The sequence below is a fragment of the Pseudomonas sp. PB103 genome, assembly GCF_009764635.1.
Lineage (GTDB): Bacteria > Pseudomonadota > Gammaproteobacteria > Pseudomonadales > Pseudomonadaceae > Aquipseudomonas.
The window spans coordinates 119,147-134,812 of sequence record NZ_RWIL01000123.1 but is presented as its reverse complement, the minus strand read 5'-3'; the positions used below and the strand labels follow the sequence as shown (position 1 = coordinate 134,812).

11 protein-coding genes are annotated in these 15,666 nt (G+C 62.1%); all 11 read left to right on the top strand.

What is annotated here, in order from left to right; translation table 11 throughout:
- Nucleotides 1–4 precede the first annotated feature (4 nt).
- The 11 genes from EJA70_RS22175 to mdcH all read left to right on the top strand — a co-directional run bounded on the left by EJA70_RS22175 (nt 5) and on the right by mdcH (nt 15,653).
- The gene (locus EJA70_RS22175) at nt 5–2,065 is read left to right on the top strand and encodes a methyl-accepting chemotaxis protein (protein ID WP_008084308.1); all 2,061 of its coding nucleotides are present in this window, start codon (nt 5–7) and stop codon (nt 2,063–2,065) included.
- An 11-nt stretch (nt 2,066–2,076) separates the two neighbouring features.
- Nucleotides 2,077–7,974 (top strand): Hpt domain-containing protein, encoded by a 5,898-nt coding sequence (locus EJA70_RS22170; RefSeq protein ID WP_158833528.1) that lies wholly within the window; start codon nt 2,077–2,079, stop codon nt 7,972–7,974.
- The gene (locus EJA70_RS22165) at nt 7,967–8,437 is read left to right on the top strand and encodes a chemotaxis protein CheW (RefSeq protein ID WP_158833525.1); all 471 of its coding nucleotides are present in this window, start codon (nt 7,967–7,969) and stop codon (nt 8,435–8,437) included. Before EJA70_RS22170 ends, EJA70_RS22165 begins: the two co-directional genes overlap by 8 nt.
- Nucleotides 8,438–8,967: 530 nt before the next feature.
- On the top strand, nt 8,968–9,333 hold the full coding sequence (locus tag EJA70_RS22160; RefSeq protein WP_158833522.1) for a DUF6124 family protein: 366 nt from the start codon (nt 8,968–8,970) through the stop codon (nt 9,331–9,333).
- A 321-nt stretch (nt 9,334–9,654) separates the two neighbouring features.
- Nucleotides 9,655–11,325, top strand: coding sequence for a malonate decarboxylase subunit alpha (gene mdcA / locus EJA70_RS22155; RefSeq protein ID WP_158833520.1), 1,671 nt, complete (start codon nt 9,655–9,657; stop codon nt 11,323–11,325).
- On the top strand, nt 11,325–12,197 hold the full coding sequence (locus EJA70_RS22150; protein ID WP_158833518.1) for a triphosphoribosyl-dephospho-CoA synthase: 873 nt from the start codon (nt 11,325–11,327) through the stop codon (nt 12,195–12,197). The genes mdcA and EJA70_RS22150 overlap by 1 nt, the downstream gene beginning before the upstream one ends.
- Entirely contained in the window at nt 12,197–12,496 is a 300-nt protein-coding gene (locus tag EJA70_RS22145) for a malonate decarboxylase subunit delta (RefSeq protein ID WP_007913697.1), read from the top strand. Before EJA70_RS22150 ends, EJA70_RS22145 begins: the two co-directional genes overlap by 1 nt.
- Entirely contained in the window at nt 12,489–13,340 is an 852-nt protein-coding gene (locus EJA70_RS22140; protein WP_158833516.1) for a biotin-independent malonate decarboxylase subunit beta, read from the top strand. Before EJA70_RS22145 ends, EJA70_RS22140 begins: the two co-directional genes overlap by 8 nt.
- Nucleotides 13,337–14,122, top strand: a complete 786-nt coding sequence (gene mdcE, locus EJA70_RS22135) for a biotin-independent malonate decarboxylase subunit gamma (RefSeq protein WP_158833514.1) — start codon at nt 13,337–13,339, stop codon at nt 14,120–14,122. The genes EJA70_RS22140 and mdcE overlap by 4 nt, the downstream gene beginning before the upstream one ends.
- The gene (locus EJA70_RS22130; RefSeq protein ID WP_158833512.1) at nt 14,116–14,736 is read left to right on the top strand and encodes a malonate decarboxylase holo-ACP synthase; all 621 of its coding nucleotides are present in this window, start codon (nt 14,116–14,118) and stop codon (nt 14,734–14,736) included. Before mdcE ends, EJA70_RS22130 begins: the two co-directional genes overlap by 7 nt.
- Nucleotides 14,733–15,653, top strand: a complete 921-nt coding sequence (mdcH, locus tag EJA70_RS22125; RefSeq protein ID WP_158833510.1) for a malonate decarboxylase subunit epsilon — start codon at nt 14,733–14,735, stop codon at nt 15,651–15,653. The genes EJA70_RS22130 and mdcH overlap by 4 nt, the downstream gene beginning before the upstream one ends.
- The last annotated feature ends 13 nt before the right edge of the window (nt 15,654–15,666 follow it).

Below are 15,666 nucleotides of genomic sequence, written 5' to 3'. Positions count from 1 at the left end.
ACCGATGATAAAAGCAAAAACAGGCAAGCCGGCGGAAGGATCGCGCAGTCGCTCGCAGATCATCGTGCTGTTCATCGCACTGATCGTGTTCATCATGCTGCTGTTCGCCAACTTCGCTTACCTCAACACCCAGGCGAACTACGACAAACAGTACATCGGCCACGCCGGTGAGCTGCGCGTGCTCTCGCAACGCATCGCCAAGAACGCCACTGAAGCCGCCGCCGGCAAGGCTGCCGCGTTCAAGTTGCTCAGCGATGCGCGCAACGATTTCGCCCAGCGCTGGGGTTACCTGAAGAAGGGCGACCCGGTCACCGGCCTGCCGCCTGCGCCCGCCACCGTGCGCCCGGAAATGCGCGCCGTGCAGCTCGACTGGGAACGCCTGCTGAAAAACACCGACGCGATTCTCTCCAGCGAACAGACCGTGCTGTCGCTGCATCAGGTGGCTGCGACCCTGGCCGAAACCGTGCCACAGTTGCAGATTGAATACGAAAAAGTCGTCGAAATCCTCCTCCAGCGCGGTGCTCCGGCGGCGCAAGTGGCGATGGCCCAGCGTCAATCGCTGCTGGCTGAGCGCATCCTCGGCGCGGTCAACACCGTGCTTGCCGGCGACGAAAACTCGCAGCAAGCCGCCGATGCTTTTGGCCGCGACGCCACGCGTTTCGGCCAAGTGCTCAACGGCATGCTGCAAGGCAACCCGGCGCTGAAAATCAGCCAGGTCGAAGACCGCGACGCCCGTGCCCGTTTGAGTGAAATCTCCGAGCTGTTCCAGTTCGTTTCCGGCTCGGTGGATGAAATCCTCGAAACCTCGCCAGAGCTGTTCAAGGTTCGTGAATCGGCCAGCAACATCTTCAGCCTCTCGCAAACCCTGCTCGACGAAGCCTCGCACCTGGCCACCGGTTTCGAGAACCTTGCCGGCGGGCGCAACACCGACACCATCGGCGGCTATGTCCTTGGTTTGCTGGCGCTGGCGTCGATCATCCTCATCGGTCTGGTGATGGTCCGGGAAACCAATCGCCAGTTACGCGAAACCGCCGAGAAGAACGAGCGCAACCAGAACGCGATCATGCGCCTGCTCGACGAAATCGAAGACCTCGCCGACGGCGACCTCACCGTGACCGCCTCGGTGACCGAAGACTTCACCGGCACCATCGCCGACTCGATCAACTATTCCGTCGACCAGTTGCGCGATCTGGTCGCCACCATCAACCTCACCGCCGGCCAGGTCGCCGCCGCCGTGCAGGAAACCCAAGCCACCGCGATGCATCTGGCGCAAGCCTCGGAGCATCAGGCCCAGCAGATTTCCGAAGCCTCGACGGCGATCAGCGACATGGCCGAATCCATCGACCAGGTCTCGGCCAACGCTGCCGAATCCTCGGCGGTCGCCGAGCGCTCCGTGGAGATCGCCAACAAGGGCAACGAGGTGGTGCACAACACCATCCACGGCATGGACAACATTCGCGAACAGATTCAGGACACCGCCAAACGCATCAAGCGTCTCGGCGAGTCGTCGCAGGAAATCGGCGACATCGTCAGCCTGATCGACGACATCGCCGACCAGACCAACATCCTTGCCCTCAACGCCGCGATTCAGGCGTCGATGGCCGGTGATGCCGGGCGCGGTTTTGCCGTGGTTGCCGACGAAGTGCAACGGCTGGCCGAACGCTCGTCCGCTGCCACCCGGCAGATCGAAACCCTGGTGCGGGCGATCCAGACCGATACCAACGAAGCCGTTATTTCCATGGAGCAAACCACCACCGAAGTGGTGCGCGGCGCGCGACTGGCGCAGGATGCCGGTGTGGCCCTGGAAGAAATCGAAGGCGTGTCGAAGACCCTCGCGGCGCTGATTCAAAGCATCTCCAACGCGGCGCAGCAGCAGACCTCGTCAGCCGGGCAGATCTCGCTGACGATGAACGTGATCCAGCAGATCACCTCGCAGACTTCGTCCGGCTCCACGGCCACCGCCGAAAGCATCGGCAACCTGGCGAAAATGGCCAGCCAGCTGCGCCGTTCGGTGTCCGGATTCACCTTGCCGGCAGCGTCCGCGCCGGCGACGGATAAAGTGTGATCGGAGCGGTTATGGGTGATCGGCACGACTATGTGGCCCTGGAATGGGTCAAGGGCGAAATTGCCGAAACGCTGAAACAGGCGCATCAGGCGATTGAAGCCGTGCTGGATGATCCGCAGGCCTTTCCCGGGCTGGACGAGTGCCTGGATTACATCCATCAGGTCCACGGCAGTTTGCAGATGGTCGAGTTCTACGGCGCAGCGTTGCTCGCCGAAGAGATGGAACATCTGGTCGAAGCCCTGCAGCACGAGCGCGTCAGCCACCGCGACGAAGCGCTGCACCTGTTGCTGCAAGCCCTTGGGCAATTGCCGATCTACCTCGACCGCGTACAGAGCGCCCGCCGAGATTTGCCGCTGGTGGTGTTGCCGCTGATCAACGATCTGCGCAGCGCCCGGGGCGAAAGCCTGCTCTCGGAAACCAGTTTGTTCAGCCCGCAACTGCCCGAGCTGCCGCCCTTAAGCGCCGAAGCACTGGTGCAGCTTGAACCGGCAGAGCTCCCGAACGTGCTGCGTAAACTGCGCCAGATGCTGCAAATGGCTTTGGTCGGTTTGCTGCGCGAACAGGATGACCAGACGCATCTCGATTATCTGGCGAAAGTCTTCACCCGTCTCGAAGCGCTGAGCGCTGAGTCGCCGCTGAGCCCGTTGTGGCAAGTCGCCTCGGCGCTGGTCGAAGGCATGCGCGAAGGCGTGATCGCCAACAGCCCGGCGCTGCGCAGCCTGTTCAAGGACGCCGACAAAGAGCTCAAGCGCCTGCTCGAACAAGGCCTGTCCGGCCTCAATCAGCCGGCGCCGGCGGAGCTGCTGAAAAGCCTGTTGTTCTATATTGCCAAAGCCGAACATCCCACCGGGCAGATGCTGACCATGAAAGATCGCTACTCGCTGGACGACGCGTTGCCCGACAGCGCGATGGTCGACGAAGAACGCGCGCGCCTGGCCGGCCCCGACCGCGATGCGATGCGCTCGGTGCTGGCAGCTCTGTGCGAAGAGTTGGTGCGGGTCAAGGAACGCCTCGACCTGTTCGTGCGCAGCGACCGCCAGCACACCTCGGATCTGGAAAGCCTGCTCGCGCCATTAAGGCAGATCGCCGACACCCTCGCCGTGCTCGGTTTCGGCCAGCCGCGCAAAGTCATCATCGATCAATTGGCCGTGGTGCTCAGCCTTGCCCAGGGCCAGCGCGAACCGAATGACGCAATCCTGATGGACGTCGCCGGTGCCTTGCTCTACGTCGAAGCGACGCTGGCCGGCATGGTCGGCACCGTCGAGCCGGAAAGCCCGGAAGACGCGCGCCTGCCGACCACCGACCTGACGCAGATTCATCAAATCGTGATCAAGGAAGCACGCATCTGCCTGCAACAGGCCAAGGACATGATCGTCGACTACATCGACGCCGATTGGGATCGCCAGCACCTGCAAGCGTTGCCGGCGCTGCTGACGCAGGTGCGCGGTGCGCTGGCGATGATTCCGCTCAGCCGGGCGGCGAGTCTGGTCGAAGCGTGCAACGGGTTTATCCGCGAACATTTGCTGCTCGACCCGCACGAGCCGGGTTGGGAGCAACTCGATCATCTGGCCGATGTCATCAGCAGCCTTGAGTATTACCTCGAACGCTTGAGCGATGACCCACAGGCAGCTGGCGAACAATTGCTGGACGTCGCGCAGAAGTCCCTCGCCAGTCTGGGTTTCTTTCCAAATGAGCCGCACGTGCCGGTGCTCGAAGACGTGCTCAGCCCCAGCGAAGCGCTGGTGATGCAGGACATGCAAGCGCTCGATGATCCGGAAACCGTACAGTCGCTGGCCGACGTTCTGGCCAGCCCGGTGTCAGCGCTCAACCCGCCGGCATTGAGCACGCCCGGCAGCCTGATGCCGCCGCCGGCCGATGAAGAACCGGTCGACGATGAGCTGCGCGAAGTGTTCCTCGAAGAGACCGACGAGGTCCTCGAAGTCCTCCACGAATACTTGCCGCTCTGGATCGCCAATTCGCAGGATCGCGATGCTCTGACAGAACTGCGACGCGCCTTTCACACCCTCAAGGGCAGCGGGCGCATGGTTCGCGCGCTGATTCTCGGTGAACTGGCGTGGTCGGTGGAAAACCTGCTCAACCGTGTGCTCGAACAAAGTGTCGAGCCGGGCTCGGTGGTGCAGCAAGTGCTGACCGACACCGTGCTGTTGCTGCCCGAACTGATCAGCGAATTCGCCACCAACAGCCAACGGCAACGCAGCGATGTCGATCAACTGGCTGCCCGTGCCCACGCCTTGGCCAAGGGTGACGAACCGCTGGCTGCCGAAGACGTCGACGATGTCGCGGCGCTCGATCCGCTGCTGCTGGAAATCTTCCGCAAAGAAGCCGAGACCCACCTCGCCAGCCTCAATCGCTTTCTCGATCAAGCCGCCGAGCATGTGCCGCTACAGGCCAGCGACGAGTTGCAGCGCGCCTTGCATACGCTCAAGGGCAGTGCGTCGATGGCTGGCGTGTTGCCGATTGCCGAACTCGCGGCACCGCTCGATCAACTGGCCCGCGAGTTCAAGGCGCACCAGTTGCCGCTGGACCTCGACGAAGTGGAGTTGCTACTTGAAGCCGAGGGCTTGTTCCGCGTCGGCCTGCGTCAGCTCAAGCATGATCCGCTGGCGCCGATTGTCGGTGCACAGTCGCTGATCAAACGCTCGGAAACCCTGCTCGCCGAGCGCCTGGCGTCGATCCTCGATGCGCCGCACACCGGCCTGCGAATCAAGCGCGATCCGCAACTGATCAATAACTTCCTCGCCCAGGGCATGGACATCCTGCTCGACGCCGAAAGCCTGTTGCAGCGCTGGCAGCAACACCCCGGCGAGCGTCAGGAACTCAGTGCGTTGCTGGATGAGCTGACCACCCTCGGCGAAGGCGCGCACATGGCCGATCTGCTGCCGGTCGATGTGCTGTGTGAAGCCTTGCTCGACCTGTATGGCGCGGTGGAAGAAAGCAGTCTGGCGGTCAGCGAGCGGTTTTTCCAGGAAGCGCAAAACGCTCACGAAGCGCTGATCAACATGCTCGACGAACTGGCGGCGGGTCAGGAAGTCACGCCGCAGCCAGAGCGGATTCGTGCCCTGCATGATCTGCTCGATGAAAGCCTCGACCCGTCGTCGATGGGCTTGATTCGCAGCGATGGCAGCCGCACCCTGAGCATCCGTGAACTGGGCAGCGCCACCGCTGAGTTGCAGCAAAAGGCAACGGCGCTTGAGCCCGATGACGAGATTGTCGAGATATTCCTTGAAGAGGCCGTGGACATTCTCGACAGCTCAGGCCAAGCCTTGCAGCGCTGGCTGAGCGACCCGGACAACGTTGCGCCGCTTTCTTCGTTGCAGCGCGATTTGCATACGCTCAAGGGTGGCGCGCGGATGGCCGAAGTCGAGGCCATCGGCGATCTGGCCCAGGAGCTGGAAAGCCTTTACGAAGGTCTGGTCGATCGTCGTTATCACTACAGCGAAAGCCTGGGGCGCTTGCTGCTCAAGAGCCATGACCGCTTGGCGCTGTTGCTTGATCAGTTGCAAAACCATCAGCCGCTGACCCCGGCGCTGGATCTGATCGAAGTCATCCGTCAGGTCCGCCAAGGTCAGGTCGTTGCCGAAACGCCGCCAGCAATAACCGAGCACGACAGCGCCGGTCACGACCCGGAGCTGCTGGAAATCTTTCTCGAAGAAGGTTTCGACATCATCGAAAACTCCGGCGCCGCGTTGCTGCGCTGGCAGGCCGAGCCGGGCAATCGTCAGGAAGTGGAAACCCTGCTGCGCGATCTGCACACCCTCAAGGGCGGCGCGCGGATGGTCGAAATCGGCCCGATCGGCGACCTCGCGCATGAGCTGGAATACCTTTACGAAAGTCTTTCCAGCGGCGCGTTGCAGCCATCGGCGGAGCTGTTTGCGCTGGTGCAGCGTGGGCATGATCGCTTGGCACAAATGCTCGATGGCGTGCGCGCCGGGCAACCGTGCCCGCCGGCGGATCGGTTGATCAATGCGATCCAGAATTTCAGTCATCCGGTAACGGTCGAAACACCGCCAGCGTTGCCGCTGCCCGCCAAGACCGAACCTGCACCACCGGCTGCCGAGGCTGGCGCGGACATGGTCAAAGTCTCCGCCGAATTGCTCGATGAGCTGGTCAATCTGGCCGGCGAAACCTCGATCTTCCGTGGCCGTATCGAACAGCAGGTCAATGACGCGCAGATCGCCCTGAACGAGATGGAAACCACCATCGAACGCATGCGCGATCAGCTGCGCCGTCTCGACACCGAAACCCAGGGGCGGATTCTCAGCCGCCAGCAAGTCGACGCCGAACGCCTCGGTTACGAAGAATTCGACCCGCTGGAAATGGACCGCCATTCGCAGTTGCAGCAACTGTCGCGGGCGCTGTTCGAATCGGCCTCCGACTTGCTCGACCTCAAGGAAACCCTCGATCGCCGCAACCACGACGCCGAGAACCTGTTGCAGCAACAGGGCCGCATCAACACCGAATTGCAGGAGGGCCTGATGCGTACGCGCATGGTGCCGTTCGAGCGCATGTTGCCGCGCTTGAAACGCATCGTCCGCCAGGTCGCCGAAGAGCTGAACAAAGACGTCGCGTTTGTCGTCGGCAACGCTGAAGGCGAGATGGATCGCAACGTGCTGGAGCGTATGGCGGCGCCGCTGGAACACATGCTGCGCAACGCCGTCGACCACGGTCTGGAGTCCGCCGAGGTGCGGCTGGCGGCGGGTAAACCGGCGCAAGGGCAGATCAGCCTCGACCTGTCCCGCGAGGGCGGCGACATCGTTTTCGATATTCGCGACGACGGTGCCGGGGTGCCTCTGGAAGCCGTGCGCAAGAAGGCAATCAAGCGCGGCATGCTCGCGCCGGAAGCCGAGATCAGCGACCGCGACGTGTTGCAGTTCATCCTTCAACCGGGGTTTTCCACAGCGGAAAAGATTACCCAGATTTCCGGGCGCGGCGTCGGCATGGACGTGGTGCACGAAGAGGTGCGGCAGCTCGGCGGCAGCATGAGTATCGATTCGGTGCCGGGGCAGGGCGTGCATTTCCGCATTCGTCTGCCGTTCACCGTGTCGGTCAACCGTGCGCTGATGGTGCAGTGTGGCGAGGATCAATACGCGATTCCGCTGAACACCATCGAAGGGATTGTTCGCGTGTTGCCGAATGATCTTGAAGCGCACTTCCGCGTTGATCCGCCGCGCTACCAATACGGCGGCCAGACCTATGAACTGTGCTATCTCGGCGAACTGCTGAAAACCGCGCCACGGCCGAAACTGCTGGGGCAGAACCTGCCGTTGCCGGTGCTGCTGGTGCATTACAACGACCGGCGCATCGCCGTGCAGGTCGACACCATGGCCGGCACCCGGGAGATCGTGGTCAAGAGCCTCGGCGCGCAATTCGCGGCGGTGCAGGGCGTGTCCGGGGCGACGATTCTGGGCGATGGCCGGGTGGTGCTGATTCTCGATTTGCTCGCGCCGATTCGGGCGATGCAAGCGCGGATTGCGCAGACGCCGACGCTGCCGGAGATCGACAGCGAACCGCACAAGCCGCTACTGGTGATGGTGGTCGACGACTCGGTCACCGTGCGCAAGGTCACCAGCCGTTTGCTCGAACGCCACGGCATGAACGTGTTGACCGCCAAGGACGGTGTCGACGCCATGCTACTGCTTGAAGAACACATGCCCGACCTGATGCTGCTCGACATCGAAATGCCGCGCATGGACGGCTTTGAAGTCGCCACCCAGGTGCGCAACGACGAGCGCCTGCAACACCTGCCGATCATCATGATCACCTCACGCACCGGCCAGAAACACCGCGACCGCGCCATGGCTATCGGCGTCAACGACTACCTCGGCAAGCCGTATCAAGAGTCGGTGCTGCTTGAAAGCATTGCCCAATGGAGCAAGAAACATGCATGAGCGTCGGCATAATCAGCGCAGCAGTCAGCTGACCGGGCTATTGCTGCCGCTGGCGGATCGCAATTTGATCCTGCCTAACGTCGCTGTCGCTGAGCTGATCGACTATCAGGCCAGCGCCTTCGATCTGGACACGCCGCCGTGGTATCTGGGGCGAGTGAAGTGGCGGGAGCGGCAGATTCCGTTGCTGAGTTTTGAGTCGGCGTGCGGGCAGAAAATCGTCATTGGCGAGCGCGCGCGGATCGTGATTTTGAATGCCCTGGGCGGGTTGCCGGAGTTGAAGTTCATTGCCCTGCTGGTGCAGGGGATTCCGCGCTCTTACAAGCTCGACAGTCAGTTGAGTTATGTCGATGTGCCGTTGTGTGCGTTGGAGCAGGCGGCGGTGCAGGTCGGGGAGCAGGTGGCGAAGGTGCCGGATTTGTTGGGGTTGGAGAAGTTGTTGGTGGAGGCTGGGCTGGTCTTCTGATCCAGAATTCGTGTTGCTCTGACTGGCCTGATCGCTGGCAAGCCAGCTCCCACAGGTTTTTGTGTGGTGCACAAAATTCGAATACAACTCGGACACTGTGGGAGCTGGCTTGCCAGCGATGGGGCCAGCAGCATCACCAAATTCCTACAGGCAAATCCCCGATTTCTGTCATGCCTTAAACACTTTCCGGCACACCTGTTTAAAGACACTCGGTGTTACGGCTCCCTAGCCTACAAATCCTTGCGCCGCTGCCTACGCATGTACCAGAATCCGCCGGCTTGTGCGCCTTGGGCTGGCTGCGTAACGTGGATCGGGTCACTGATTCCCAGTGATCGGGTTTAGCAGCCCGTGGTTAATCTAAGGGTGCACATGCATCATCGTCAGGCTTAGCGCCTGCATTCGATGGCGGCTGTGCGCAGGGCGCTTCGGCGCGCCGGCTTCCTTAGGTTCCCCGGTCTGCTAACCTGCGTTCAGCTGCCACCCCTTCTTTTAGCAGAGAAGCGGTTCCAGCTTAATTTCGGAACCTGAATATGATTAAACCAACGCCTAACCCCCCGCCCACCGACCCGGCATCCCCCTACGAATCCCCCGATTCGAAGAAATTCCACGAAGCCGCCGAACGCGCCCTCGACCATTACCTCGGCCCGACCAACGCCGACCTCATGGCCACGCCCTACACCCCGAACACGCTGTACATGGCCAACCCCAACGCCGACACCGAATCCCTGCTGACCGACGCCAGCGAAACCCTCGGCTCGGCCACGGTGATGCTCAACAATCACGCTGCCATGGTTGAAGGCACGCACCGCAAGACCCTGCAGGGTATTGCGCAAGTGGTGATGGTGGCGGAAATGGCCGTCAATCGCGTGTTGGACAGATTGGTGCCGACGGAGTGACTTAAAAGCTGACCCTCACCCCAGCCCTCTCCCGGAGGGAGAGGGGGCCGACCGAGGTGTCTGGCGTCATACATCGACCTGAAAAACCGAGTCGATTATGGGTTTGGTAAAGCGAGTCGATTATGGATTCGGTAAAGCACGATCAGGTCGGCGTATCCCTTGAGCATCCCCCAATCAGTCCCCTCTCCCTCCGGGAGAGGGCTAGGGTGAGGGCGCTCTTGACCATTACGCTCAGCGTAACGATTCACCACCGTACTTGATTGATGCCCCCACCCCACACGCCTACCTTAGCTCCACGACAGCGAACCCCGTGGAGTGAGCATGACAACAACAATTTCCCCCGACTCGCGCTGGACGCGGCGGCGTGACGAGAAGCAGCGCCGCCTCGACAAGGTGCGCGGGCTGGCCGACGGTGTGGTGTTGCCCACCGACAAGATCGTCGCCGCGCTCGAAGCGCTGATTCATCCCGGCGACCGTGTGGTGCTGGAGGGTAACAACCAGAAGCAGGCGGATTTCCTTTCGCGCTCGCTGGCCAAAGCCGACCCGGAAAAGCTCCACAACCTGCACATGATCATGCCCAGCGTCGGTCGCTCCGAGCACCTCGACCTGTTCGAACGCGGCATTGCCCGCAAACTGGATTTCTCCTTCGCCGGCACCCAGAGCCTGCGCATCAGCCAGCTGCTTGAAGACGGCTTGTTGGAAGTCGGCGCGATTCACACCTACATCGAACTCTACGCCCGGCTGGTGGTGGATCTGATCCCCAACGTCGTGCTCTCGGCCGGTTTCATGGCCGACCGCGCCGGCAACATTTACACCGGCCCGAGCACCGAAGACACCCCGGCACTGATCGAACCAGCCGCGTTCAGCGACGGCATCGTCATCGTCCAGGTCAACCAATTGGTCGACGACGTCAGCGAACTCCCGCGTGTGGACATCCCCGCCTCATGGGTCGATTTCGTCGTGGTGGCCGACAAGCCGTTCTACATCGAACCGCTGTTCACCCGCGACCCACGCCACATCAAGCCTGTGCACGTATTGATGGCGATGATGGCGATTCGCGGCATCTACGAAAAACACAACGTGCAGTCGCTCAATCACGGCATCGGTTTCAACACCGCTGCCATTGAATTGATTCTGCCGACCTACGGCGAATCCCTCGGCCTCAAGGGCAAGATCTGCCGCAACTGGACGCTCAATCCGCACCCAACATTGATCCCGGCGATTGAAAGTGGCTGGGTCGAAAGCGTGCATTGCTTCGGCACCGAACTGGGCATGGAGAACTACATCGCCGCCCGCCCGGACGTGTTCTTCACCGGCCGCGACGGCTCCCTGCGTTCCAACCGGATGTTCTGCCAACTCGCCGGGCAGTACGCGGTAGATCTGTTTATCGGCGCGACGTTGCAGGTCGATGGCGATGGCCATTCCTCGACCGTGACTCGTGGCCGCCTCGCCGGTTTCGGTGGCGCGCCGAACATGGGCCACGACCCGCGCGGTCGCCGTCACGGCACCCCGGCGTGGCTGGACATGCGCCACGACGACTCGCAGCAACCGATGCTCGAACGCGGCAAAAAACTCGTGGTGCAAATGGTCGAGACCTTCCAGGAGGGCGGCAAACCGACCTTCGTCGAAACCCTCGACGCGGTAGAAGTGGCGAAGAAAAGCGGCATGCCGCTGGCGCCGATCATGATCTACGGCGACGACGTCACCCACCTGCTCACCGAAGAAGGCATCGCCTACCTGTACAAGGCGCGTTCGCTGGAAGAGCGTCAGGCAATGATCGCCGCCGTTGCGGGCGTCACCGCCATCGGTCTGCGCCACAACCCGAAAGACACCGAACGCATGCGCCGCGAAGGCCTGATCGCCTTGCCCGAAGACCTCGGCATCCGCCGCACCGACGCCACCCGCGAACTGCTCGCGGCGAAAAGCGTGGCCGATCTGGTCGAGTGGTCCGGCGGCCTGTACAACCCGCCCGCCAAATTCAGGAGCTGGTAATGCACGCATTTAACCTGCAAGCGAAACCGCTGTCCCTGGCTGATCGATTGGCCGATCTGGCGGTGGACGCCTTGATCGACGAAGCCGATCTGTCGCCGAAACCGGCACTGGTCGACCGTCGCGGCAACGGCGCGCACACCGATCTGCACTTGGGCCTGATGCACGCTTCGGCGCTGTCGTTGTGGCCGGCGTTCAAGGAGATGGCTGAAGCGGCGGGCGCGATCGGCGAAGTCGATTCAACGTTGCGCGAAGCGATTGGTCGCATCGGCCGTGAAGGTGAACAAGCCATGCTCACGACCACCAATGGCGTGAACACGCATCGCGGGGCGATCTGGGCCTTGGGCCTTTTGGTGACGGCCACTGCACTGGAACCGCAATCTTCCAGCGCCAACGCTGTAACCCTGCGCGCTGCACGTCTGGCCTTGTTAGATGACCGCTACGCACCCAAACCACTGAGCCACGGCGCCCAAGTCGCCCTGCGTTACGGCGCACGCGGTGCTCGTGAAGAAGCGCAACTCGGCTTCCCCTCAGTGCTGCAACGCGGCTTGCCACAACTCAAACGTAGTCGTGCTAACGGTCACGGCGAACAGAACGCTCGTCTCGACGCCTTGCTCGCAATCATGACCAATCTGGCCGACACCTGCGTGCTCTACCGCGCCGGCGAAGAGGGTCTGCAGGCCATGCAACACGGCGCGCAAGCCGTGCTCGACGCCGGTGGCAGCGCCAGCCTCAGCGGTCGCCGCCGGCTGCACGAACTGGATCAACAACTCATCGCATTGAATGCCTCGCCCGGTGGCGCCGCCGACTTGCTCGCCGCCACGCTGCTGCTCGACCGTATCGAGCGCGACGGCATCTCTCAGGGAGCGTTTTGATGGAAACCCTATCGTTTGAATTCCCCGCCGGGCAGCCGCCACGCGGTCGCGCGCTGGTCGGTTGTGTCGGCTCGGGTGATCTGGAAGTGCTGATCGAACCGGGCCTGGCCGGCAAGCTGACGATCAATGTGCAGACCTCGGTCAACGGCGCGCAATTGCGTTGGCAGCACCTGTTTGCGCGGATGTTCGACGGCACCACGCCGCCAGCAATGGCCATCGATATCCACGACTTCGGCGCGACGCCGGGCGTGGTGCGCTTGCGACTGGAACAAGGTTTCGAGGAGATAGGCCATGACTGACAGCGCCGCGTTGCTCAACAAACACAGCTTCGTCGAACTCGGCGCGCGGCAACGGGCCAAGGCCTTGCTCGATGCTGGCAGCTTTCGCGAGTTGCTTGATCCGTTTCAACGGGTGATGTCGCCGTGGCTTGAACGTCAGGGCGTGGTGCCGCAGGCCGATGACGGTGTGGTGATCGCCAAGGGCAGCCTCGACGGGTTGCCGGTGGTGATTGCCGCGATTGAAGGCGCCTTTCAGGGTGGCAGCCTCGGCGAAGTCGGCGGGGCGAAGATTGCCGGCGCGCTGCAACTGGCGGCTGAAGACAACCGTAAAGGCATTCCGACCCGCGCGGTGTTGCTGCTGGAAACCGGTGGTGTGCGCTTGCAGGAAGCCAATCTCGGGCTGGCGGCGATTGCCGATATTCATGCGGCGATTGTCGATTTGCAGCAGTACCAACCGGTGGTCGGTGTGGTGGCGGGCAGCGTCGGTTGTTTTGGCGGCATGTCGATTGCGGCGGCGCTGTGCAGCTATTTGCTGGTGACTCAGGAAGCACGCCTCGGTTTGAACGGCCCGCAAGTGATCGAACAGGAAGCCGGGATCGAGGAATACGACTCGCGCGACCGGCCCTTCATCTGGAGTCTGACCGGTGGCGAGCAGCGTTTCGCCAGTGGTCTGGTGGATCGTTATGTCGCCGATGACGTGGCGAAGATTCGTCAGCAGGTCGGTGAATTACTGCAGCAGGGTTTGCCGACACAGCCACGCAGCCAGCGCGCCGAATGGTTCCTGCAACGCCTGAGCAGTCTGAACACTGACCCGCAAATCGAACCGTCGGTGGTTCGCGATCTGTATCGAGGAGAGCGCTCATGAGTGGTTATTCACTGCGCGGTTTGAACTGGTTCAACGCCTTAAGCGCGGGCGCTAAAAGTGTTGAAGGACTGCCGCCATCGTTGAGGGTTGCTGACGGTGGGCTGGGGCGTTTCATCGCTGTGGTGGCTGACCCGGACAATCGTTTTCCTCGCGCTCGCAATGGCGAAGTCGGCTTGCTCGAAGGCTGGGGTCTGGCCAAGGCTGTGGATGACGCGATCACTGCTGATCGTGATAAATCCCAGAAGCGCCCGATCATCGCCATCGTCGATGTACCGAGCCAGGCTTACGGTCGCCGCGAAGAAGCGCTCGGCATTCATCAGGCGCTGGCCGGTGCGGCGGACAGTTACGCCCGTGCGCGTCTGGCCGGGCATCCGGTGATTGCGTTGTTGGTCGGTAAAGCGATGTCCGGGGCGTTTCTGGCTCATGGCTACCAGGCCAATCGTTTGATCGCGCTGCGTGACCCGGGCGTGATGGTGCACGCAATGGGCAAGGCGTCGGCGGCGCGGGTGACCTTGCGCAGTGTTGAAGAACTGGAAGCGCTGGCCGCCAGTGTGCCGCCGATGGCGTATGACATCGACAGTTATGCGAGCCTCGGATTGCTTTGGGAAACCCTGTCGGTTGAGCAGATTGAACAGCCGACGGCGGAGGATCTGGCGCGGGTGAACGAGTGCCTGAAACAAGCCATCAGCGATATCTCCAGCACTGATCTGAGCAATCGTCTCGGCGCGAAAAATCGTGCTGCTTCCAGCAAAGTCCGCGAACTGCTGAGGGCGCAGTGGTGAGCACGCCTCTGGCCCACGACCTGCTCTGGGGCATGACCCCGGCGCAGTTGCCGGCGGATGCGCCGCAGTGGGCAGTCGAGTCGCTGGCCGCCGGACAACCGGTGGTGGTGCGGCGGGCGTTGAGTGAGGAAGGTTACGTCGCGGTCGGTGTGCGGGGTGTGTTGCGCGAGCAGCGCTTGGCGGCGTTTATGGCGGTCGATTCGATTGCCTGTCGGGTCACTCCCGAAGCGCTGTGTCACGTCGACAGCGAGCGCGATCTGCCGGTCATGCAGGCGCTCAAACAACTGCGGCCAATGCTCGACGATTGCGGTTGGGTCTGGGGTGTCAGTGGCAGTGTCGGGTTTGAACTGGCCAGTGGTTTTGAAGCGATGCACGCGGCCAGTGACCTCGATCTGATTCTGCGGACACCGCAACTGATTACGCGTAATCAGGCACGCAAATTCGTCGCGATTTTCGATCAAGCCGTGTGCCGGGTCGACATGCAGTTGCAGACGCCGTTCGGTGCGGTCGCATTACGCGAGTGGGCCAGCGGATCGGCACGCGTGCTGCTGAAAAACGAGTATCAGGCCTGTTTGGTGACTGACCCGTGGAACCCGCAGGAGCAGGCAGCGTGAGCAGTCTGCTGGTGTTCCCCGGCCAGGGCGCGCAGCAGGCGGGAATGCTTCAGCGTTTGCCTCGGGAGACCTTGGTTGAGGCCAGCGATGTGCTTGGCGAAGATGTTTTGCTGCTCGATTCTGCCGAAGCATTGCGAACGACTAGAGCAGTTCAACTCTGTTTGCTGATCGCCGGAGTCGCAGCTTCACGGCAATTGTTGCAGGACGGACTCACGGCGGATTACGTCGCCGGCCTGTCCATCGGCGCTTACCCGGCAGCGGTGGTTGCGGGCGCATTGAGCTTCAGCGAGGCGTTACATCTGGTCAGCCTGCGCGGTGAGTTGATGCAACAAGCTTATCCACAGGGCTACGGCATGACCGCGATTATCGGCCTGCAATTATCCACAGTCGAAGCGCTGCTGGCGCAGGTGCACAGCGAAGATTCGCCGGTGTATCTGGCCAACATCAACGCCGACAATCAGGTGGTGATTGCCGGCAGTGACGAGGCCATGCAAGCCGTGGCCGAACTGGCGCGCAGTCGTGGCGCCGGTCTGGCAAAACGTCTGGCGGTGAGTGTGCCGTCGCACTGTCCGCTGTTGGAAAAACCGGCGCAAACCCTCGCCGAAGCCTTCGCCAAGGTTGAATTGAAAACCCCGAAAATCGCTTACCTGAGCGGCAGTCGCGCACGCCCTGTGACCAAAGTCGAAGCGCTGCGCGACGACCTCGCCTTCAACATGTGTCGCGTAGTGGACTGGCGCGGCACCGTGCAAAGCGCTTATGAGCGCGGCGTGCGTTTACAGATCGAACTGCCGCCCGGTGCGGTGCTGACCGGGCTGGCGCGCCGGGTGTTCGAGCAAGGCACGGTCACAGCCTTCGACAGTGCGCGCCTCGACACCCTGCAAGCGCTGTTGCGTGAGGAGGGTAGCCGCCAACTCTAAACCGCCGCGACTC